The following is a 21322-nucleotide window of genomic DNA, read 5'->3' as shown; positions in this document are numbered from 1 at the left end:
CTCCTTATGCTCTAGTATCCTTCATTATAACATATTTAGTGTTGTACATGGCGTTTTTGAAGTACACCAAGCACTTCAAATACGTCTAATTTTTGCTCTTGTAACAGCACTAATAAGTGATAAATTAAATCCGCAGTTTCCCACTTCAACTCTTCTGTATCACGGTTTTTTGAAGCAATTACAACTTCTGTTGCTTCCTCTCCGACTTTCTTACAAATTTTATCGACACCCTCGTTAAATAGATAAGTTGTGTAAGCACCCTCTGGCATTTCCTTTTCACGTTTTTGAATGACACTACGAAGCTCTGTAATAATATCTAAAGAACCAACATTAGCTGATTTTTCTTTAATGATTTCTGTAAAGCAGCTTGTCGTACCGTTATGACATGCAGGCCCTGCTGGTAATACTTCTACAACTAGCGCATCTTTGTCACAGTCAGCACGTATAGCGATTACTTTTTGAGTGTTACCACTTGTTGCCCCTTTATGCCAAAGCTCTTGGCGAGAACGGCTGTAAAACCATGTTTCACCAGTTGCTAACGTTTTTTCTAAAGATTCTTTGTTCATATAGGCAACCGTTAAAACTTCTTTCGTTTGCGCATCTTGCACTACTGCTGTGATTAAACCGTTTTCGTCGAATTGCAGATCCTCTATCATCTTACTAGCACTCCTTTTTGTCGCAGCTTACTTTTAACTTCGGCGACACTCGTTTCTTTATAGTGAAATATAGAAGCTGCCAGTGCAGCATCTGCATCTACATTTTGTAAAACCTCGTAAAAGTGCTCCGCATTTCCTGCTCCACCACTCGCAATAATTGGGACATTTACAGCTTCACGGATTGCTTTTGTCAACGGTAGATCAAAGCCATTTTTCTCTCCGTCTTGATCCATACTTGTAACAAGTAATTCACCAGCACCAAGCTTTACTGCTTCTCTAGCCCAAGCAACCGCTTGCCATTCTGTTTTGGTGCGACCGCCATGCGTGTAAACCATCCAAGTACCTTCTTCATCACTCCATTTTGCATCAATGGCAACAACGATACATTGTGCTCCGAAATAATCTGAGCCTTCTTTAATGAGTTCTGGACGTTGCAAAGCGGAAGAGTTTACAGACACTTTATCAGCTCCTGCACGGAGTAAACGTTTCATATCCTCAAGCGTTCGAATACCGCCACCAACTGTAAATGGGATAGCCAGTGCAGAAGCTGTTTGTCGTACAACATCAACCATCGTTTCACGACCTTCATGCGATGCGGAAATATCTAAAAAAACAAGTTCGTCTGCACCTTGTTCATTATAAAACTTCGCAAGCTCAACAGGATCTCCAGCATCTCGTAATGATACGAATTGAACACCTTTTACAACACGTCCTTCCAACACATCAAGACACGGAATAATTCGTTTCGTAAGCATTATTCCGCCTCCTTAAGTGCCTCTGGTAATGTAAATCGACCTGCGTAAAGGGCTTTGCCAATAATGACGCCACCGACTGTTGAATTTTGTGCTGCTTCTTTCACTTGCTTAATATCATCGAGTGAACTAATCCCACCAGATACAATAATTTCAGCGTTTGTTGCCTCAGCAAGCTTTACGTTCGCTGCAATATTTGGACCAGCTAAAGTACCGTCTGTGGCAATATCAGTGAAGATGAAATATTTTGCTCCTGCTTGTGCAAAATATTGACCTACTTCAATTGCAGATTTATTTGACGTTTCAACCCAACCATGTGTCGCTACCATACCATCCTTTGCATCTAATCCGATGATGATCCGCTCTGCCCCAAATTCCTTGATAAAGCCCGCTACAAGCTCCGGCTCACGAATAGCTAGACTACCAATAATGACTCGGTACACGCCATTTTCAAGATAGAAGCGTACGTCCTCTTCAGAACGTATACCTCCACCAATCTGCACTTTTAATGGTAATTCTTGTGCAACACGTACAACTTCAGCTGCATGTGTACGTTCGCCATCTTTTGCACCGTCTAAGTCGACCATATGTATAAAGCTTGCACCTGATTCTGCAAAGCTTTTCGCCATGTCAAAAGGAGAATCGGCATAAACTGTTTCTTGTTCGTAATCTCCTTTAAAAAGACGTACACATTTGCCACCTCTCATATCAATTGCTGGAAAAATTTGAATTGAACTCATTTCGCTACAACTCCTTTTTCTACACCATCTAACCATTTCTTCAATAAAAATACGCCGAACTCGCCAGATTTTTCAGGGTGAAATTGCATACCTGTAATAGAGCCTCTTTGTACAATCCCAGGTACATCGACATTACCGTAATTGGCGAAAGCAACTAAATCTGCTTGATCCACATTAGCTGCAAAATAAGAATGGACGAAATATACGTAGTGCTCGTCCGGAAACTCAATTTCGCCTAGCCAATCTGGTCGCTGTACAAATTGTAATTCATTCCACCCCATATGTGGCACACGGTACGCTTTACCATCTTCATCAAGCCCTGCGAAGCACTCTATTCTCCCTTTGAAAATCCCAAGTCCCCTGCCATATCCATTTTCTTCACTTTCTTCGAATAATAATTGCATACCTAAACAAATGCCGAGCAATGGTTTATTACTTTTTACTACTTCATCTATAAGTGATACTAAATTCATTTCTTGTAATCTTTTCATAGCATCTTGAAATGCACCGACACCCGGTAAAATAAGGGCGTCTGCTGCCAGTAGCACTTCTTTATCATCTGATACTAAAACATTGCAGCCAAGGCGTTTAATAGCCTGTTCTACGCTAAATAAATTCCCCATTCCATAATCGATTATGCCAATTTTCATGTTAACAGCCCCTTAGTAGACGGTACACCTTTCACACGTGGGTCAATCGAAATTGCTTCATCAATTGCTCTAGCTAGCGCCTTGAAAATCGCTTCGACAATATGATGTGCATTGTGGCCATAAGGTACGATGACATGGACATTCATACGCGCCTCTAATGCAAACTTCCATAAGAATTCATGCACTAACTCCGTATCGAAGGTACCCACCTTGTCAGTTGGAATTTCTACTCGGAATTCTAAATGTGGACGATTTGAACAATCAATGACAACTTGCGCTAAAGCATCATCCATCGGTACAAATGCATTACCGTAACGCCTAATTCCTTTTTTATCGCCTAATGCCTCTTTGATTGCCTGACCTAAAACGATACCAAGATCTTCCGTCGTATGGTGGTCATCAATATATGTATCACCATTAGCAGTAATAGCACCATCAAATAAACCATGCTTCATGAATAGATCTAACATATGGTCCATAAAAGGAACACCTGTTGAAATGGTTGATTTCCCTTCACCATCTAAATTAATTTCTACTGCAATTTGAGTTTCGTTTGTCTTCCGTTCAATTTTCGCAAAACGTTTGTTAGTTTTTTCCACTTGATTCATCTCCTTTATCCCAACCTCTAGATTCCACAGCTCTAGCATGGGCTTCTAAGCCTTCTAGTCTTGCAAGTCTAGCTATTTTCGCCGAATTTTGTGCCCAAGTTTCTTTTGTATAATAAACAACGCTCGTTTTTTTAATAAAATCATCGACATTTAAGCCACTAGCAAATCGTGCTGTACTATTTGTTGGTAATACGTGATTTGTACCTGCAAAATAATCACCTATTGGCTCTGAGCTATAACGGCCGATAAATATAGCGCCAGCATTACGAATTTGCTCTGCAACAGCTTCTGCATTGTCAGTGACAATTTCTAAATGCTCTGGTGCTAATTGATTGATTGCTTGCACTGCATCTGCCATTGTTTCAGCTATATAAATACTGCCAAAGTTTTCAATAGATTTACGTGCAATGGTCTCACGTGGTAATGTTTGCAGCTGATTTTCAACCTCATCAGCTACTTCTTCTGCAAGCCTTTCACTCGTTGTTACTAATATTGTACAAGCCATTGGATCATGCTCTGCTTGGGATAATAAATCTGCAGCAATTTCATCTGCATAAGCATTTTCATCTGCAATAATAGCAATTTCACTTGGCCCTGCAATCATATCAATAGCTACTTCACCAAATACTTCACGTTTCGCTAATGCGACGAAAATATTACCTGGCCCTGTAATTTTATCTACTGCTTGAATTGATTCAGTACCATAAGCTAGTGCGCCAATTGCTTGTGCACCACCAATTTTATATATCTCTGTAATGCCTAAAATGGATGCAGCAGTTAAAACAGCAGCAGGTAACTTACCGTCCTTCCCTGGAGGTGATACTATAACGATGCGTTCAACACCAGCAACTTGCGCTGGAATAACATTCATTAAAACAGATGATGGGTATGCAGCAGAACCACCTGGTACGTATAAACCAACAGCCGCTAACGCTGTAATACGTTGCCCTAACCAAGAGTCATTTTTTAAATCGAGGCGATAGCCTTGACGCTTTTGCTTATCATGGTAAGCTCGAATATTCGCAGCAGCTTCCTTTAAATCTTCCACTAATTGTGGATCCATTCCGCTTACCGCTTCTGCCATTTCTTCGGGTGATACGAGCAATACATCAAGCTCAACATCGTCCCATTTAACACTGTATTCTTTGATAGCAGCATCACCATTTTGACGTACATTGGCAAGCACTTCTCTTACTGTTTTTAATTGCTCCTCATTACCGCTTTCTAAAGGGCGCTGTAAGGAAATATCTTTTGTTAAAGCTTGAATATTCATCGTTTAACCCTTCTCTCACTTCACACATTTTTTTAAGCGTTTGACGAGATCCTGAATACGCTCATTTTTCATTCGATAGCTTACCGGATTGGCGATTAATCGAGATGATACATCTGTAATGTACTCATATTCAACCAGGCCATTTTCCTTTAATGTTTGACCAGTTGATACGATATCAACAATACGGTCCGCAAGCCCAATCATTGGCGCTAGCTCAATGGAACCATTTAAACCAATAATTTCTACTTGTTCACCTTTTTCTCGGTAATAATTAGAAGCTACTGTTGGATATTTTGTCGCAATACGTGGCGCAATATCACCTAGTTTCGTATTTGGTAATCCCGCTGATGCAATATAACATTTACTAATTTTCAAATCGAGTAGCTCATGCACTGCTCTTCCTTGTTCTAATAAGACATCTTTACCCGCGATCCCAATATCAGCAACTCCATGCTCTACATATGTAGGTACGTCCATCGGTTTTGCTAAAATGAAACGAATCTTTTCAGATGGAACTTCTATCATTAATTTACGTGATATTTCAACATCCGCTGGCAAATCAAAACCAGCTTGGATGAGCATTTCATATGCTTCTTCGAAAATACGCCCTTTAGGCATTGCGATTGTTAAGTCAGTCATGGACGATTCCTCCCTGTCCAATACATACAACTTCTGAAAATAGTTGTTCAAATGCTTCTTTGTTTTCTAAACCTTCGATTGATTGTAAAGTTGTGCGTTTGCCTTCTTTACGTAAAACAGCGGCTTGTGCTAATGCTGTTGGGAAATCATCTTGTGCAAATAATACAAGTACGTCTGTAGTTTCCTCATGAATAGCTGGCATTACCTCTAGTAGATGATCTACGCGCATTCCGAAACCAATTGCTCCGACCTGCGCTCCAAATTCATCAAGCAAACCGTCGTAACGGCCTCCATTTCCTAATGGGAAACCGGTTCCTATTGCAAATACTTCAAATAACATACCTGTGTAGTAATTCATATGGCTTGCTAATGTAAATTCGAAATCGATGTATTCTTCTACTTCTGATATTGTTAAAATCCTTTGGAGTCTTTCCATATATTTAAAAGCGTCTTTTTCTACTAAATATTTATCGAGTTGAGCAATGCTTTTTAGCTCAGCAGCTTCCTCTATAAATGCTATTAACGTTTCTTTGTTACTCTCTGGTAAGTCAAACTTCTTTATTGCTTCTTCAAAGCCTACAATATTTTTGTGGACAAGCAATTTATGTAATTCTCTGAATTGCTCTTTTGTTCTGACATTTTGAGTTAGAATAGCCTTTAAAATGCCTGCATGCCCGATTGTTATTTTAAATTGCGTTACGCCTAATGCCTTTAATAACTCGATTGCTGTCAGTAGTATTTCAGCGTCAGCATAAACGGAAGAATCCCCAATAATTTCTACGCCCATTTGTTCGAATTCTGCCGGGCGACCACCTTCTGTTTCTTGAGCACGGAAAACATTCGCAAAATAAGCTAAACGCAATGGGATTTTCTCTTTTAATAGTTTCGATGTTGCAACTCGTGCAATTGGAGTTGTCATATCCGGGCGAAGTACTAATGTATTTCCTTGACTATCTACTAGCTTAAATAAAGATGATTCAACAATTGCAGAGGCTTTACCAACTGTATCGTAATATTCAAGCGTTGGCGTTTTAATAAAGTCGAATCCTCTTAATCGTAGAAAATCTCGACCGGCCTGTCTAACAACTTCTTTTTTTTCAAAAATCTTTGGAAATGTATCGCGCATTCCCAGTGGTTTTTCAAACTTTCGAATTGGTGACATTGTGACACTTCCTAACTTATATACTTTAGTTCACTAGAGTGCTAGAGCGCTAATACATGAAAGTATTTTATCTCAATTACATTGCTACGTCAATAGAAAAACCCATAAAGTTATAACCTTCATGAGTTTTTTGAATTAATAGACTTTTTAGCCTCCATTTGTTCCTTCGTGTATATGATTTGCATCGGATTACCACCAACAAATGCTCCAGCAGGAACATCTCGATTCACTAACGTTGCCGCAGAAACAATGGCATCATCACCAATGATAACGCCTGGTAAAATCGTTGAGTTCGCACCGATCATAACACGATCACCAATAATGACATCGCCTAATCGATATTCTTCTATTAAATATTCATGCGCCAAGATCGTTGTATTATAACCAATGATTGTATTACTACCAACTTGAATACGCTCAGGAAACATCGTATCTGGCATTACCATTAAAGCAAATGCCGTCTTGTCTCCTATTTTCATTTTCAAAAATGTACGAAACAGCCAGTTTTTCATCGATAAAAACGGCGTATAACGCGCCGTTTGTATAACGATGAATGTTTTTGCTACCTTCCAAAAGGAAACCGTTTTATATATTTGCCAAAGCGAGCTAGCCCCTTTAACTGGATATCTCTCAGTTCTTCTCATGATCGGCTTCCTCAACAATCGCTAATAAATCGCTTAAATGTTGCAACATATAATCCGGTTTGAACTGCTCTAAGAATGCCTCACCTTTCACAGACCAAGCAACACCTGCTGTTTTCACACCAGCATTTTGTCCACCTTCAATATCATGTGAGTTATCACCTATCATAATAACTTCATCTTTCTGTAACCCCATCTTCTGAAGCGCTAATAAAATCGGCTCCGGATCTGGTTTTACATTTTTCACATCATCTAAGCCAATAATGACTTCAAACATTCCTTCAGCTTTTAAGACACGAATTCCTTTTGCTAGCATATCTTGTCGCTTTGTCGAAACAATCGCAAGTCGAATCCCGGCAGCTTTCAATGCATGTAATGTTTCTAAAATACCATCAAATTCTGTTACAAGCTCATCATGATGAGCAATGTTCCATTTACGATAATCTTGTACTAATTCGTCTACATGCTCTAAATCGACAATTGAAAATGTTTCTTTTAAAGAAGGTCCTAAAAAAGGTAGAACATCTTCTCTGCTATATTTCCCGGGGAATTTCGTATCTAATACACGTAAAAAAGTTTGAATGATAAGTTCATTTGTATCTAGTAAAGTACCGTCAAAGTCGAATAATAGTGCTTTAATTTTTCTAGTTGTCATACGAATGCAGCTCCTTTTTCTTTCTTTTCTTCAGCTCGTCGTCAAAGTGTCGGTACAACAATGGTCAAAGCAAATGCTGTCGTAACACAGATTAAAAACAAAGGCAGTATCGAAATTCCTAACGGATCAAAGATGAGTGTATCTTCGACTACTGTATACCGCCTGAATCATAACGCCTGCACCATAAGCAAGCCCAATAACTAAACCAACTACTAATGTCATTGAGGCGTTTGGTTGAATACCTAATACTTTTGTAAATGGTGCTATACCATTTGACAACTTTTTCAAGTAGTTATGATCCTTCAATATTTGTACAATCATCATTAATGGAATCACAATCATCATTAATGGAATCACAATCATTGCTAATTGCAATAAAGCCGATGATTAACGCCGAACTAATCGCTAAACCAAAACGAACGGCCAATACAATCCAAAGCTTCACGCCCACCTTTAATGCAACACCTGTTTCAATAAATAAATTATGTGAAAACGAGAGCATAACAGCTAAAATGAACACTTCTTTAACCGTTAAATCTAAAGATAATATCCCTGCAATCCCCGCATATAAGTTCAAGCAATTTCCTAATACGAGCGGAATTGCCGCATCGCCACTGAATCCTAAAATTCCCATATAAGGAGAAATCAAATTGATCACCCAAGGTAGAATGGGGTATGCTGTAATACTGTTAACAATAACGTAATTGGAAAAATAATTTTACTTAATGTCCAAGTAGTTTTTAACCCGGCCATTAACCCCTTTTTCAACGACGCCATCCATCGCTACTCTCTGTAATTATTTATCTAAATACTTCACAACTGGCGTCACTTTCATTTTTCTATAAATGAAAAGTACAACTCCAATGACTAAACCTACTAATGACACAATTTGTGCCATACGTAAATCTCCAATTAATAAACTATCCGTACGTAACCCCTCAACGAAGAAACGACCGAATGAATACCATATAATATATGTCAAAAAAAGTTCCCCACGTCGCAAATTCACTTTGCGCAAAGCGATTAACAATACAAAACCGACTATATTCCAAAGTGATTCATATAAAAAAGTTGGATGATGATAAATACCGTTCACATTCATCTGCTCAATGATCCAATTTGGCAAATACAAACTTTCTAAAAAGTCTCGTGTGACAGCGCCACCATAAGCCTCCTGGTTCATAAAGTTACCCCAACGACCAATAATCTGTCCTACAATTAAACTTGGTGCTAATACATCCGCAATCTTCCAAAAGTTTTCTCCATTCTTTTTGGCAAAAATATATGTAGTAATAAATGCACCAATTAACGCGCCATGAATAGCTATTCCACCATGCCAAATTTGAATAATTTCAACTGGGTTTGCACTATAGTAATCCCATTTAAAAATAACGTAATAAATACGAGCACTAATAATAGAAATAGGTACTGCCCAAATCAATAAATCCGTTAAAAAGTCATCATGAAATCCACGTTTCACCATTTCACGTTGTCCGATTAGAAAGGCAATAATAATACCTGTTGCGATAATGACACCATACCATCGGACTGAAATGGGCCCCAGCTCAAATGCGACTGGATTGATTGCTAATAATATTGAATCCATATTGTTCTCCTTCCAATTTACAAAGTGTTCTTTCATCAATTTTCATTCGATTCAATCACACTATCAAGTCTTCTTGAAAATTCTTCTGCAGCATTGACACCAAGTTTTTTCAAACGATAATTCATCGCTGCTACTTCGATGATAACGGATAGATTTCGACCAGGTTTAACGGGAATCGTTAGCTTAGTCAATTCCGTATCAATTATTTTCATAGTCTCTTCTTCTAAACCTAAACGATCATATATTTTATCAGAATCCCATACTTCTAAATCTATCACAAACGAAATGCGTTTATGTGTTCTAACTGCACTTGCTCCGAATAGCGTCATAATATCAATAATACCGATTCCTCGAATTTCCAATAAATGTTCAATCAAAGCAGGTGCATTACCAATTAAAGTATTTTCACCTTCTTGGCGAATCTCTACACAATCATCTGCAACAAGACGATGGCCTTTTTTTACAAGTTCTAGCGCAGTTTCACTTTTACCAACACCGCTTTTACCTGTAATTAATACACCAATACCATAAATATCCACTAACACACCATGAACTGCTGTTGTCGGTGCTAACTGACTTTCTAGATAATTGGTTAACCTACCTGAAAAACGCGTCGTCGACATTTTCGTCGATAACACCGGCACATTATGCTCATTCGAAGCGACATATAAAGCTTCCGGCACTTCCATATCATGCGAAATAATAATAGCAGGTGTATCTTGTGAACAAAGCTTATTCATTCGATCAAACTGCACATCTCTCGGTAACAGATCGAAAAATGACAATTCCGTTTTCCCTAACAACTGCACCCGCTTAGCTGGATAATGTGTAAAATAGCCTGCCATCTCAAGTCCAGGTCTAGAAATATCACTCGTCAATATATGTCGACCAATTCCCTCATGACCACTAATAATCTTCAACTCAAACGTCTCTATAACATCCTTCGTACAAACTTGATCCACATCTAACACACCCTTCCAAAAACTACACATTAAAAACATAACCACTTGGAATATATTTTAACATATATTTAAATGCTGAGGACGCCGTTTAGCTCCGACTGGCACTGGAGGGCTCGAAAAGACTCGAGCATATTTTTTGATGATTGAGAGTCCTACTTTTATGACTCGAGCTCCAGCTTTTATTACTGAGGGTTCAACTTCAATAACTCAAACTCATTCTTCTATAACTCAACTGACCCTCTCTACAGAACAAGTTTATCCCTTAAATAAATAAGTAAATCAATCGATTGTATTATTAATGGTTTCCGTTAAAAACTTAAAGTTAAAGTTTAAAGCCATACAAAAAAGCAATCCATAAACTTCACAGATTGCCCTTATCCATTCCATATTTCTCCACAAAAAAACTAGCTCCCCCCTCAGAAAGCTAGCTGTTAAATCATACTTATTTTTTTTCAGACAACCATTTAGCAACTGCTTCTGCTTCGTCACTAGAAATGTTTATTTTTGGCATATTACCTTTACCATTTTTAACAACATCTAAAATTTCATCTTTAGAAAGAGTCGCACCGATTTTAGAGATGTTAGGGAAGTTACCTCGTCCTTCTAGGGTTTCACCATGACAAGAAATACAATTAGCTTGTGCAATTTTTTCCGCATCAATTTTTACTGTCTCTGTACCGGCCGTACCTTCTTCTTTTACTTTTTCCTTGCCGCCACAAGCGCCAAGAACTAGAGCTGAACCTAATAACAAAGCAAGTAGAGTTTTTTTCATTTGTATACCCTCCCGAAAATTTTGTATTGCTTACAAAGTAAGTATACCAAATCAAAGTATATTTGAAACCTTATCCTGCCAGGATTACCAATTGAAATACGTTGAAAACACAGGCATGTCAACGCTTTCATCTAGTTGTTTCATCTTTGTGAATTTCACTATTTCAGCATCCCCCGAAAAGAAAAACCTATTCAGATAGTTCTCATGTGATGAATTGATTATTTCGGCATTTTCACTATGACAATAGTCAAAATTGATGAGATACAATTACACAATACTATTCGACCATTTATTTGCTTCTTGATAAATTGTATACAAGTCGCTTTCGCTAATTCCTATTGCATTAACTAATTGGCCGACCTTTTCCCAATTTAATTTGTCCAAGGCAATTGCCAATTGTAAATATGGTGTCATCTCCGTCTCGCTACCCGATATTGTTTCAATAATATTATCCGATAAAGGAAGCTGTAATAATATCCCCTTCATAGGTTGCTGTAAAATTGCATCGATTAATGAAAACATACCTACTAAAAAATATTCAGAGTAATTCACTTTAAATTTATTACGCGCTACCATTTCGCACACTTTTGCTCGGCATAATGATGCTTTCATCAACTCATCATACATATCATCTCGCTCATTCTTTTCAGATTCACGATACGCTAGAATATAAACCCATTTACGTAAATCAGCTAAGCCTAACAACAAAATAGCTTGCTTAATCGAACCGATTTTAGACTTTCTACGCTTTGACGATGAATTAATCAATTTTAATAATTTGAAAGACATTGCGACATCATGCTCAATTTGCTTAGCAATATCATCAATATCCGGATCTTCATCACCTAATGATGTGATGACGCGATAATATTGTAAAAGGTTTGCAGGTATATCATTCCCGCGGATAATTTGGGGTTGCTTAAAAAAATATCCTTGGAATAACTCATATCCATTGTTCTTAGCTTTATGAAATTGGGCGCGTGTTTCTACCTTTTCTGCTAACAAAGTAATATGTGGAAAGTCATTTTTCACGCGTTCCTCAATCTCTTTGCGCTCAATCTCGGAGGAAAGAAGGAAATCTACTTTTATATAATCAGTATATGTAAATAATTCATTATAAAACTTCACATCATCTTGTAACACAAAATCATCCAAAGCAATTTTATAACCTTGGCCTTTCAATTGTTTTACTCTATACACAAGTTTTTCTGTAATTGGAACATCTTCTAAAATTTCGATTACGACCTGGTTGGGTTGCAAATGATCAAATATATTACTCATTAATAAATTTTCAGTAAAGTTAATAAAACATGGTTTCCCATTTGCAAGCTCTTCAAAGCCAATTGAAAATAATGAATTAATCAAAATTTCAACAGTTGCCTTGTCCGCATCAATAGCTGGAAACTTATTTACTGTAGCACCATTTCGATATAATAATTCATAAGCAAAAACTTGTTCATATCTATTAAATATAGGTTGACGCCCAATAAATACTTCCATATGGTTTCTCCTTTAATATCTTTTTCCACTTCATTATATCAGCAATTATTCATATTGTATTTAGTGAATAATCATTATATAAATATCCAATAATCCCCTATATATATATATCATTAATGGTTGCATATTTAGCGATTTTTTTATTTTCATAACTAATTATTCAAATAAATAAAAAATGAAAAAATGGATATTATTTATTCAAAGATGACGAAAAACCATAGAAATGCTATCGTTTAAATTGGGAGTTAATTTTTCACATGAGGGGGATTTTCTATTGGATACACTAATTTATAAACAACAGGAACATTTAGCATTCATTTCGTTAAATCGACCGAATGCGATGAATGCATTCAATTATGATTTACTGGCCGACTTAGGACAAGTCGTTGAATCTATTCGTATTAATCCAGATATTCGTGTTGTCATTTTTACTGGCATGGGTGACAAAGCATTTAGCGTCGGTGCTGACTTAAAAGAACGAAAAACATTAACAGAACAACAAGTTAAACGTAATATCTATAAAATTGGGGAGGTTTTTTCAGCTATTGAAAACTTACCACAGCCGACAATTGCTATGATTAACGGTTATGCTTTCGGTGGGGGTACCGAATTAGCACTAGCTTGTGACTTCCGCTTCGCAGCAGATGACATTTCACTCGGCTTAACTGAAACGAGCCTTGGCATTATTCCTGGAGCAGGTGGCACACAACGACTCCCAAGACTCATAGGAGAAGCAAAAGCACTTGAACTCATTTTAACAGCTAAAAGATTACAGGCAGCAGAAGCGCTAGCGTATGGTCTTTTGACAAAAGTTGAAAAACGTGATGAACTTCATGCAAAAACAGTAGCCTTTGCAGAATTGATGCTAGCAAATGGTCCAATTGCCTTGCAGCAAGCGAAATTTGCCATTAAACATGGTATGAATACCGACTTGCAAACAGGTCTTCATATAGAACGCAAAGCTTATGAAATCACCATTCCTACAGAAGATCGCATTGAAGCACTCAATGCATTCGCTGAAAAACGTAAACCCAACTTCAAAGGTAAATAATAATAAAGAGGCTGCTATTATTAACTGCAGCCTCTTTTCTATCTATTCTTCTATGAAAATTTGTGCCCATTCAGTACGCTTTGCTAACATTTCTTTAGCAAGCTCTTTGGCACCTTCTAAACTATGACTTGCAGCCCAACCACATTGGACTTCATTACAAGCAGGTACTTCAGTAGCAGCTACTACGTCATTAAATGTTTTTTCTAATATTTCCAAAACTTCATCATAGTTGTCATGGTTAATCATTGATAAGTAGAAACCTGTTTGACAGCCCATTGGACTAAGATCTACAACATGATCAGTATGATTTCGGATATTCTCAGCCATTAAATGCTCGATTGAATGTAGTGCTGCCATTTCCATATGCTCTTTATTCGGCTGTTTAAAGCGAATATCGTATTTATATACTTCATCCCCGTTTACACCTTTTTTAAGTCCTGCTAAGCGGACAAATGGTGCAGCCACTTTTGTGTGATCTAAATTAAAGCTTTCAACATTCAATTTCCCCATAATTTCTAACTCCTTTAACAAATATTTTTTTGTACAAATTCAATATTACCATTATATGTTCAATGTTTCATTAATTATCCCTATAATACCTACAAGTTAAATAGGTTTTTATAAAAAATAGACACTCTAGCCATATAACTAGAGTGTTCAATGTCTTTTATTTTTTTACTTTCGCCTTCATAAATCCAATCACCGCTGGTAAAACCGAAACGAAAATAATAATTAAAATAACCTTTGAGAAGTTATCTTTAATTATTGGAATATTACCGAAGTAGTAACCAGCAAATGTACAAATCGTAACCCATAATACCGCTCCAATAATATTGTACATAATAAAATGACGATAATGCATTCGGCTAGCACCCGCTACGAACGGAATAAACGTCCGAATGAATGGCATAAAGCGGGCGAAAATAATCGTTTTACCACCATGCTTATTAAAGAAATCCTGCGCTTTTTGCATACGTTCCTGATTAATGATGCGCCCTAAAAAGCTTTTTGGAGAAATAGAAGTTCCTACCTTATGACCAATCTCATAATTTACTGTATCACCAAACACAGCTGCAACGAAAAATACAAGTAGAAGAATCGGTAAATTAAATGCACCAAGCGCCGCAAATGCACCACTGGCAAATAGCAAGGAATCACCGGGTAAAAATGGGAATATCACAACACCCGTTTCTACAAAAACAATGGTAAAGAGAATACCATATGACCAAATTCCAAATTTTTGAATAATATCGACAAGATGCTGGTCTATATGCATAATAAAGCTAAATAAGCTCTGTATAAGTTCAATCATTTTATCCACTCGCAATCTTTTTTTCTCACTTGTTCATCATACTGTTTTCTCACTATACTGTCACGGATTTATAAATATGTATGCCTTTTAATGAACGTAGTGAAAAATGAAAGGTTCCGTAAATTATACAGAACCTTTTGTTATTTTATTTGCAATGGATGTCACCACCACTTATATCTGAATGAGATATTTCATAAATATGAAAGGGCTTCCCCTTTCCATCAATCATCTCACTAAATGGGTGTACTAGTTGCTACTTTCTATAAGTCAGACTACAATTCCAGTAAAAAATTTCACAATTTTAAAAACCTCCTTCGTTTTTTACAAAGGAGGCTTATCAGTTATTTTACTTTAAATTCTTCCCACTCTTCTCTCAATATGCCCATTCGAATGGAGTCATAGTAAATTCCATTATAATAGCGACATTTGCGAAGGCGTGCTTCTAATGTCATGCCGAGTCTCTCACCAACTTTGATCATACGCTCATTGCCTGACCAAGTAGTGTAACCGACACGCACGAGAGGCATTGTGGTAAATAGGTGTTCAATCCACGCTGTAATTACCTTCGTGCCAATGCCACCACCCCAAAAAGCCGGATCATAAATGCCGATACCTATTTCAAGCCATAGGGAAGGCTCATGCTCCCAGTAGTAGCATACTGTACCTATTAATGTTTCATCCGAGAAAATGCCGAAAAAGTCTTTTTGCAATGTATATTGACCCGTCTTCTTCAGAAATTCTTCATATGGTATTGCCTTATGTGGATAGTAAGGTGCATCCCACTTTTTCCACTCTGGATTCTCTTCCTTAGCGATTAACTCCCAAAGTCTTGGCATATCCACATCTGTTAATTGTCTTAAAATTAACTTCTCATTAATTCTTATCAAATATTATTCCCCTTAATTCATAAATATTTCTCGAACCAGCCAGTAATTTGCGCAAGTCTTTCTATACGAAGACTTGGCAAGCCTGTTCTAGATAAGTTATGGTCTGCGTCTGGGAAGCGTACAAACTGCGTTTCCTTTCCCATCGATTTTAGCGTAATGTATAGCTGCTCAGCTTGTTCAATTGGACAGCGGAAATCCTTTTCACTGTGCAGTATTAATAAAGGCGTCTCTACATTTTCTGCGTATTTTAGCGGTGAATGTTGCCATAATTTTTCTACATCCTTCATATCTGTACCCATTTGCCAATCAGTGAAATAGTAACCTATGTCTGACACACCAAAGAAGCTAATCCAATTTGAAATAGAACGCTGTGTGACTGCTGCCTTAAAGCGATTTGTATGCCCTACAATCCAGTTTGTCATAAAGCCACCATAGCTCCCACCAGTAACACCAAGTCGCTCTTTATCAATCCATGAATGCTCAGCAAGAACCGCATCTATACCGGCCATAACGTCTTCATAATCACCACCACCATAATCACTGCGGACTGCATCGACAAATTCTTGGCTATACCCATGACTTCCTCTAGGATTAACATATAGAACGCCGTAACCTTGCGCCGCAAGTAACTGTAATTCATGGAAAAACGAATTAGCATACATCGTATGAGGACCACCATGAATTTCAACGATTAATGGATATTTTTTACCTTCTTCATATTGAGCAGGCTTCATCAACCAGCCATATACATCAAGACTATCTGAACTTTTATACGAAATCGCTTCTGGTTGAACAAGCTCGACCTCCTCTACAAAGTCATCATTAAAATGTGTCACTTGTTCACTTGCACCTGTTGTCACATCGTATTTGAAAATTTCACCTGGCAATACCGGATTACTAATTGCTAACAACGCAAATGCACCATTACGCTCTACATCATAGCCATATACATGCTCACCTTCAGGGCTCGCAGGATAAATCGCACCGTCTAATGTTGCATAATATAATCGAATATCGCCCATTGTAGACACTTGGAAATACAGATCATTTGCTTCTGTCCACACTACAGTTGGTGCAGTGGCTCCTTGCTGATGATCTGCTACAGCAGCATCTCCAACTGGCGCATCAAAATCCTGCGTTAAGTTCCAGTAACGCTGCTCTTCTGTATCGTAAATATAAACCGCTCCGTGAGACGCATTTTTATATTTACGGTCGCTACCATAAAACGCAATATAGCGATCATCATATGAAAAATAAGCATCGCCGTAATGGCCTTCTTCATGAAAAATTGTCGTCTCTTCTTTCGTTTCGATATCAACTAAAATGATTTGCTGACTGAAATCAAAGTCTTTATTTTCGGCACGATTCACTGACATAACTAATTTTCCACCGTCATGTGATACTGCTTCTAAGCTATAATGATGATTCCCTTCTGAAAACAATTGAACATCACCGGTTGCTACGTCGATTTTACCAATTTGATTGTAGATACCTTGTGGCAATAACCCTTTACCATCTGCTTTGTATTTCATGCCATCTACTATATAGGCAGTTGGCTTTTTCTTTTCTTCTTTTTCAACTAGATCAGTAAATTTTTTGCCTTCTTTTAGACGGCCGCTAAACCAAATATTCTTGCCACACGGTGACCAACGGAATTGTGAAACGCCATTTGCTAATGTTGTTAGTTGACGTGCCTCTCCCCCATTTGTCGCAATAATATAGATTTGGTTTTGTTCATTGCGGTTCGATAAAAATGCTACGCTTTTACCGTCTGCTGACCAACTAGGTGAAGACACGCGATTCTCCCCATACGTCCATTGCGTAACTGCACCACTTTCAACATCTAAATGAAACAGATGCGCTACGTATTTATTTTTTTCCTCATCAATGTATGTACGAGTGAAAACAGCTTCTTCACCATTTGGAGATAATTGTGGATTTGTAATAGAATGCAATGCATATAAATCCTCTGCTTTTAACAAACGTTTCGTCATGGTAACCCCCCCTTTTTCTTTTAAGCGAAAATCTCTTTATCCTTCAATATATTTATATTTTACAATACATATATATGTATTGTAACCATTAATTACATATAAAAACAAAGCGTTTTCATTATTTTTGTCAATCCCTTTGCATGTGCGTGCTTATTCATGGAATTTTGTGATAATATAGGGAAGTTATTATCTACTAGCATCGAAGGAGTCTAACGTTATGAACAAAAAACCAGAGCTTCAACGCGGATTGGAGCAACGACATATTACGTTAATGTCGCTAGGTGCTGCCATAGGTGTAGGTCTATTTTTAGGTTCTGCTGGAGCTATTAAATTAGCTGGGCCAGCTATATTAATTGCTTATGCGCTTGGTGGTGCTGTTATTTTCATTATTATGCGTTCACTTGGTGAAATGGCAGTTAACAATCCAGTTGCCGGTTCATTTAGTCGCTATGCCCAGGATTATTTAGGTCCACTGGCCGGGTTTATCACTGGCTGGAATTATTGGTTCTTGTGGACAGTCACCTGTATGGCTGAAATTACAGCTGTTGGTGTTTATATGCAGCTGTGGTTCCCAGATTCTCCAAAATGGTTATGGGCACTGGCCGCATTATTAATCATGGTAATGGTGAATTTAATTGCTGTAAAAGCTTATGGAGAATTTGAATTTTGGTTTGCACTGATTAAAGTTCTAGCCATTATTTCGATGATAGTACTCGGCTTAGGTGTCATTTTATTTGGTTTTGGAAATGGTGGCCTTGCTGTTGGCTTCAGCAATTTATGGAGCCATGGTGGATTTTTCCCGAATGGTATAAAAGGCATTTTCATGGCATTACCAATTGTAATGTTCGCTTATTTAGGCATCGAAATGATCGGGATTGCTGCTGGAGAAGCAAAAAATCCTGAAAAAGTTATTCCAAAAGCAATTGATACTGTACTTTGGCGTATTTTATTATTTTACGTAGGTGCATTACTTGTCATCATGGCGATTTATCCTTGGAATGAAGTTGGAGCTGAAGGTAGTCCTTTCGTTTTAATGTTCGATAAAATCGGTCTACGTTATGCTGCTGGTATTATTAACTTTGTTGTATTAACAGCTGCCTTATCAAGCTGTAACAGCGGTATCTTCAGTACCGGACGGATGCTCTTTAACTTAGCTGAACAAAAACAAGCACCAAAAGCATTTGCGAAAGTAAATAAGGGTGGCGTACCAGCTGTAGCCATTTTGGCATCTGGTTTCGTTTTATTAATCGGAGTTGCATTAAACTATTTTGTCGCTGAAAAAGTATTCGTTTGGGTTACAAGCATTTCTACGTTCGGTGCAATTTGGACATGGTCGATTATTTTAATTACGCAATTAAAATTCCGTAAAACATTAACGAAGGCGCAAGTATCCAAACTAAAATATAAAGCCTTCATGTACCCTTTTGGCTCATATTTAGCTCTTGCCTTTTTAGCACTAGTCATGATTTTAATGGCATACTTCCCAGATACACGAATCGCACTTATTGTCGGTCCGATTTGGATATTATCTATATTCAGTATCTATCATTTATTTTATAAAAAATAGTATAAAAAAAGGAGATTCCATATTCAAATGGACTCTCCTTTTTATTAGTTTTTCAGAGCATGTTCCTTCAACGAACGACGCAAAATTTTACCTGTCATATTTTTAGGTAGCTCTTTAATAATTTCAAATTGCTTTGGTATTTTATATTTCACTAGCTTTTCTTTACAGTATTCATATAAATCTTCAGTAGTTAATTGCTCGTCTTTCAACACGACATACGCAAAAACTTCTTCACCAAAATTCAAATCTGGTAAACCTATAACTGCCGCTTCCATGATACCTGGATGTGCATATAATACTTCTTCCACTTCACGTGGATACACATTATAACCACCAACAATAATCAGGTCCTTCTTACGGTCGACAATATAGAAATAGCCTTCCTCGTCCATTTTTGCTAAATCTCCTGTATATAACCATCCATCACGAATTGCCGCAGCCGTTTCTTCAGGCATCTTATAATAACCTTTCATAACGTTCGGCCCTTTAACAACAAGCTCTCCTACTTCACCAACTGGCACTTCTTCACCTAACCCGTTGAATACTTTGTTTTCAACATTAACGATGTTCGTACCGATTGAACCGGGCTTACGCTCACGATCGAGTGGGTTAAAGCTAGTAACAGGTGATGCTTCAGATAAGCCATAACCTTCAGAAACACGTACATTAAACTTGTCCTCAAAATTATGTAGCAATGCAACTGGCAACGAAGAGCCCCCAGATATTGCTAAGCGCAATGTTGAGAAATCCTCCGGGTTGCCATCTGGAAATTGATATAGGAAATTGTACATCGTTGGCACTCCTGCAAAAACAGTAGCCTTATGCTCTCGTGCAAGATCAAAGACGTCTTTTGGACTAAATCTAGGTACAATTAATAGTGTCGCAGCATTTAATAGCGGTGCATTCACTACTACCGTTAAAGCAAACACATGGAACACAGGTAAGGCTGTAATGACACGATCTTCCGGTGAAATCGTCAAATATTCTGCTACATCGCGTGCATTTGAATATAAATTTTTATGCGTAAGCATTGCACCCTTTGGTTGACCTGTTGTACCTGAAGTATACAAAATAATAGCCGTATCCTCTGGCTCTAATTCAGTTGGCTCAAAGCTTGCAGTAGACGCTGCTAGTAACATCGAAAACGATCTTACTTTTTCTTTCACAGGACTTTCTAACTTCGCTAACTCGGCAGCTGTATCCGGCGTTGTTTCGCACACGATAAATGCCTCAACATTTGGAAAAGTAGTTACACCTACTTTCACTAATGGTAGCAGTGCATCTAATGCAATAACTACTTTCGCATCTCCATTACGTACAATATACGAAATTTCATCCGGTGTATAAATTGGATTTATCGGAATAGCTGTAGCTCCTACTCGCATTGTTGCATATAAAGAAATTAAAAAATGAGGTGTATTGCCGAGTAAAAACGCAACATTATCCCCATTTCCTACCCCTAACCCCTTTAAAGCTGAAGCAAAGCGCGCAACCGATTCTTCAAATTCACCATAAGTCGTATCTTTCCCCATAAAATGATAAGCAATCTTTTCAGGCTGCTCTAATGATGTTTTATGAACTGCCGAAACTAAATTCATATATCCATCCCCCTTTGTTAGAATAGAATGAATGTTCATTCACTTCTTTGTTTATTATATAAAAATTTACAAAATAAAACAACTAACACCCTTATATTACAAGGAATAAACAATAGGGATAGACATTAGCACTACTTGAGCCGCGATTTAACCTACTCGTGATCTCATTTGCATCACTCACGCCATCTTTTAACCCACTCAGCTCTCCATTTAACCTACTCACTTGGTTTCGCGCTAATCTCACGCCTAACTCTCCAACGCAAAGAATATATTTCAATAAATTTTCTTCAAAAAACA

21 protein-coding genes and 1 pseudogene are annotated in these 21322 nt (G+C 37.6%); 2 read left to right on the top strand and 20 right to left on the bottom strand.

What is annotated here, in order from left to right; translation table 11 throughout:
- Positions 1-35: 35 nt before the first annotated feature.
- From hisIE to JFL43_RS14180, 15 genes and pseudogenes are all read right to left on the bottom strand, one after another.
- Positions 36-656, bottom strand: a complete 621-nt coding sequence (hisIE, locus tag JFL43_RS14250) for a bifunctional phosphoribosyl-AMP cyclohydrolase/phosphoribosyl-ATP diphosphatase HisIE (protein WP_200749549.1) — start codon at positions 654-656, stop codon at positions 36-38.
- Complete coding sequence (gene hisF, locus JFL43_RS14245; RefSeq protein WP_200749548.1) at positions 653-1411, bottom strand: imidazole glycerol phosphate synthase subunit HisF; 759 nt, start codon at positions 1409-1411, stop codon at positions 653-655. Before hisF ends, hisIE begins: the two co-directional genes overlap by 4 nt.
- Positions 1411-2148 (bottom strand): 1-(5-phosphoribosyl)-5-[(5-phosphoribosylamino)methylideneamino]imidazole-4-carboxamide isomerase, encoded by a 738-nt coding sequence (gene hisA / locus JFL43_RS14240; protein ID WP_200749547.1) that lies wholly within the window; start codon positions 2146-2148, stop codon positions 1411-1413. The genes hisF and hisA overlap by 1 nt, the downstream gene beginning before the upstream one ends.
- Positions 2145-2798, bottom strand: coding sequence for an imidazole glycerol phosphate synthase subunit HisH (hisH, locus tag JFL43_RS14235; RefSeq protein ID WP_200749546.1), 654 nt, complete (start codon positions 2796-2798; stop codon positions 2145-2147). Before hisH ends, hisA begins: the two co-directional genes overlap by 4 nt.
- Positions 2795-3406 carry an imidazoleglycerol-phosphate dehydratase HisB gene (hisB, locus tag JFL43_RS14230; protein WP_100796012.1) on the bottom strand — a complete coding sequence of 204 codons (612 nt, stop codon included), beginning with the start codon at positions 3404-3406 and terminating at the stop codon, positions 2795-2797. The genes hisH and hisB overlap by 4 nt, the downstream gene beginning before the upstream one ends.
- Positions 3384-4679: a histidinol dehydrogenase gene (hisD, locus tag JFL43_RS14225; RefSeq protein WP_200749545.1), complete on the bottom strand. Its 1296-nt coding sequence runs from the start codon at positions 4677-4679 to the stop codon at positions 3384-3386. Before hisD ends, hisB begins: the two co-directional genes overlap by 23 nt.
- 15 nt (positions 4680-4694) lie before the next feature.
- Entirely contained in the window at positions 4695-5318 is a 624-nt protein-coding gene (hisG, locus tag JFL43_RS14220) for an ATP phosphoribosyltransferase (protein WP_200749544.1), read from the bottom strand.
- On the bottom strand, positions 5311-6480 hold the full coding sequence (locus JFL43_RS14215) for an ATP phosphoribosyltransferase regulatory subunit (protein WP_200749543.1): 1170 nt from the start codon (positions 6478-6480) through the stop codon (positions 5311-5313). The genes hisG and JFL43_RS14215 overlap by 8 nt, the downstream gene beginning before the upstream one ends.
- A 119-nt stretch (positions 6481-6599) precedes the next feature.
- Positions 6600-7124, bottom strand: coding sequence for an acyltransferase (locus tag JFL43_RS14210; protein WP_200749542.1), 525 nt, complete (start codon positions 7122-7124; stop codon positions 6600-6602).
- Complete coding sequence (gene ppaX / locus JFL43_RS14205; protein WP_200749541.1) at positions 7111-7776, bottom strand: pyrophosphatase PpaX; 666 nt, start codon at positions 7774-7776, stop codon at positions 7111-7113. The genes JFL43_RS14210 and ppaX overlap by 14 nt, the downstream gene beginning before the upstream one ends.
- A gap of 41 nt (positions 7777-7817) precedes the next feature.
- Positions 7818-8553, bottom strand: a pseudogene (locus JFL43_RS14200) (nucleoside recognition domain-containing protein).
- Between the two features lie 19 nt (positions 8554-8572).
- A complete protein-coding gene (lgt, locus tag JFL43_RS14195) occupies positions 8573-9382 on the bottom strand; it encodes a prolipoprotein diacylglyceryl transferase (RefSeq protein WP_200749540.1) in 810 nt (269 codons plus the stop codon).
- 35 nt (positions 9383-9417) lie between these two features.
- Entirely contained in the window at positions 9418-10344 is a 927-nt protein-coding gene (hprK, locus tag JFL43_RS14190; RefSeq protein WP_100798130.1) for an HPr(Ser) kinase/phosphatase, read from the bottom strand.
- Positions 10345-10786: 442 nt separating this feature from the next.
- Complete coding sequence (gene cccB / locus JFL43_RS14185) at positions 10787-11116, bottom strand: cytochrome c551 (protein ID WP_100796005.1); 330 nt, start codon at positions 11114-11116, stop codon at positions 10787-10789.
- A gap of 267 nt (positions 11117-11383) precedes the next feature.
- Positions 11384-12616 carry an EAL and HDOD domain-containing protein gene (locus tag JFL43_RS14180; protein ID WP_200749539.1) on the bottom strand — a complete coding sequence of 411 codons (1233 nt, stop codon included), beginning with the start codon at positions 12614-12616 and terminating at the stop codon, positions 11384-11386.
- 274 nt (positions 12617-12890) lie between these two features.
- On the opposite strand from JFL43_RS14180, the gene JFL43_RS14175 reads away from it, so the two are divergent.
- Positions 12891-13667: an enoyl-CoA hydratase-related protein gene (locus tag JFL43_RS14175; protein ID WP_200749538.1), complete on the top strand. Its 777-nt coding sequence runs from the start codon at positions 12891-12893 to the stop codon at positions 13665-13667.
- Positions 13668-13709: 42 nt separating this feature from the next.
- Here the strand turns inward: JFL43_RS14175 and JFL43_RS14170 are convergent, their stop codons facing one another.
- The 4 genes from JFL43_RS14170 to JFL43_RS14155 form a co-directional block, all read right to left on the bottom strand.
- The gene (locus JFL43_RS14170) at positions 13710-14177 is read right to left on the bottom strand and encodes an S-ribosylhomocysteine lyase (protein WP_200749537.1); all 468 of its coding nucleotides are present in this window, start codon (positions 14175-14177) and stop codon (positions 13710-13712) included.
- 157 nt (positions 14178-14334) lie between these two features.
- A complete protein-coding gene (locus JFL43_RS14165) occupies positions 14335-14976 on the bottom strand; it encodes a DedA family protein (RefSeq protein ID WP_407701986.1) in 642 nt (213 codons plus the stop codon).
- A gap of 344 nt (positions 14977-15320) precedes the next feature.
- Positions 15321-15815 carry a GNAT family N-acetyltransferase gene (locus tag JFL43_RS14160; protein WP_234447796.1) on the bottom strand — a complete coding sequence of 165 codons (495 nt, stop codon included), beginning with the start codon at positions 15813-15815 and terminating at the stop codon, positions 15321-15323.
- 68 nt (positions 15816-15883) lie between these two features.
- Positions 15884-17860, bottom strand: a complete 1977-nt coding sequence (locus tag JFL43_RS14155; protein WP_200749535.1) for a S9 family peptidase — start codon at positions 17858-17860, stop codon at positions 15884-15886.
- A 217-nt stretch (positions 17861-18077) separates the two neighbouring features.
- On the opposite strand from JFL43_RS14155, the gene JFL43_RS14150 reads away from it, so the two are divergent.
- Positions 18078-19427: an amino acid permease gene (locus JFL43_RS14150; RefSeq protein ID WP_200749534.1), complete on the top strand. Its 1350-nt coding sequence runs from the start codon at positions 18078-18080 to the stop codon at positions 19425-19427.
- Between the two features lie 44 nt (positions 19428-19471).
- On the opposite strand, the gene JFL43_RS14145 is transcribed toward JFL43_RS14150, so the two are convergent.
- Positions 19472-21025, bottom strand: a complete 1554-nt coding sequence (locus JFL43_RS14145) for a fatty acid--CoA ligase family protein (protein WP_200749533.1) — start codon at positions 21023-21025, stop codon at positions 19472-19474.
- Positions 21026-21322: the final 297 nt, after the last annotated feature.

Origin of the sequence: Viridibacillus soli, from assembly GCF_016612995.1 — a bacterium.
In the GTDB taxonomy this organism is placed as follows: domain Bacteria; phylum Bacillota; class Bacilli; order Bacillales_A; family Planococcaceae; genus Viridibacillus; species Viridibacillus soli.
Note: the sequence above shows the minus strand (reverse complement) of the source record. Positions and strands in the feature narration are given on the sequence as shown.